General features: G+C 62.7%; 1 protein-coding gene. It reads right to left on the reverse strand.

Going from position 1 to position 1,403, the window contains the following annotated elements; genetic code table 11:
- Window positions 1–96: 96 nt before the first annotated feature.
- On the reverse strand, window positions 97–1,403 hold a 1,307-nt coding region (locus tag AC1DUU_RS31990), incomplete at its 5' end, for a molybdopterin oxidoreductase family protein (protein WP_476787313.1).

A 1,403-nucleotide genomic window follows, 5' to 3' on the forward strand; every position in this document is an offset into this window, starting at 1 on the left:
GCGCAAACCGGCGGCGATTGCGCTGCCCCTCACCTGCCTGCCTGCATCCTCTCCCCGTGAACCGGGAGAGGAGACTTGTCCGCGCCGCAGCAATCCTCATTTCGCCCACTCCTGCCCGTAGCGCAGTTCGTCGGGATGCGGCCGTGCCGGCGCGACAGCCGAAAAATGCGGCTCGCTGACTTCAACCGGTTCGGCCTTTTCGATTCGTACGCGCAGATCATACCAGGCAGCCTGGCCGGTGATCGGATCGGAGTTGGACCAGCGCATCCCGTCGCCCTTGGGCGGTAGAAGTTCGTGGATCAAGTGATTCATCAGGAAGCCTTTTTTGGCTTCGGGCGCATCCTTGTCGAGGGCCCACGCGCCCTCGCGCTTGCCAATGGCGTTCCAAGTCCAGACCGTGCTCGAGTTGACCGCCTCCATGCGCGCGATCTCGACCTTGATGCGCCCATGATGCGAGATCACCCAGACCCAGTCGCCATCGACGAGCCCGATCTCGTCGCAGATCGGCCCGGGCACATAGAGCGGGTTCTTGGTATGGATCTGCCTCAGCCAGGCGTTCATCGAGCCCCAGGAGTGGTACATCGCCGCCGGCCGCTGGGTGATGGCGTGATAGGGATATTCCTCGCGGCTGACGGCCGCTTCCTCGAACGGTCGATACCACATCGGCAGCGGGTCGAAAGTGGCGAGGATGCGCTCGCGATGCGTCTGAGGCGCCACCGGTTCGCGCAGGCCTTCGGCCGAGAGCCGGAATTTCTGCAACGTTTCCTGATAAAGCTGGAAGGTCACAGGTTTCGGCTCGTCGAAGAAGCCCATGCGCACGGCGAAATCCTGATAGGCCTTGTTGGCGTGCTTGAAGAATTGCGCTTCAAGCGGAATATGCGCCGAAAAGAACGAGCCGTTTTCGATATAGCGCTTGAGCTGGTCGGGATTGGCCGCGCCGCGTCCGGTGCGGGTGCCATCGCTGCCGCGAAAGCCCGCCAGCGGGCCGATGCCGGGCCTGCGTTCATGGCGAACGATGTAATCGGCGTAATCCTTGTAGAGCGGCTTGCCATGATTATCGGCGAAGCCCGGCAGCCGCAGCCGGGCACCGAGATCCAGCAGCACGCTCTGGAAGCCGCGCACGTCGCGGTCAGGCTCGACCACCGGCCAGCGAATGGCATCCTGCACCGCGTCGGGCTCGGAGATCGGGCGGTCCAGCAGCGAGATGCAGTCGTGGCGTTCGAGATAGGTGGTGTCGGGCAAGATGAGATCGGCATAGGCGACCATCTCCGACGAATAGGCATCGGAATAGATGATCTTGGGGATGCAGTACTCGCCGGTGGCCGGATCCTTGTCCTCCAGCATCTTGATGACGCCCGCCGTGTTCATCGACGAGTTCCAGGCCATGTTGGCCATGTAGAGGA

The sequence above is a fragment of the Aminobacter sp. P4_H6_2 genome (genome assembly GCF_056400805.1).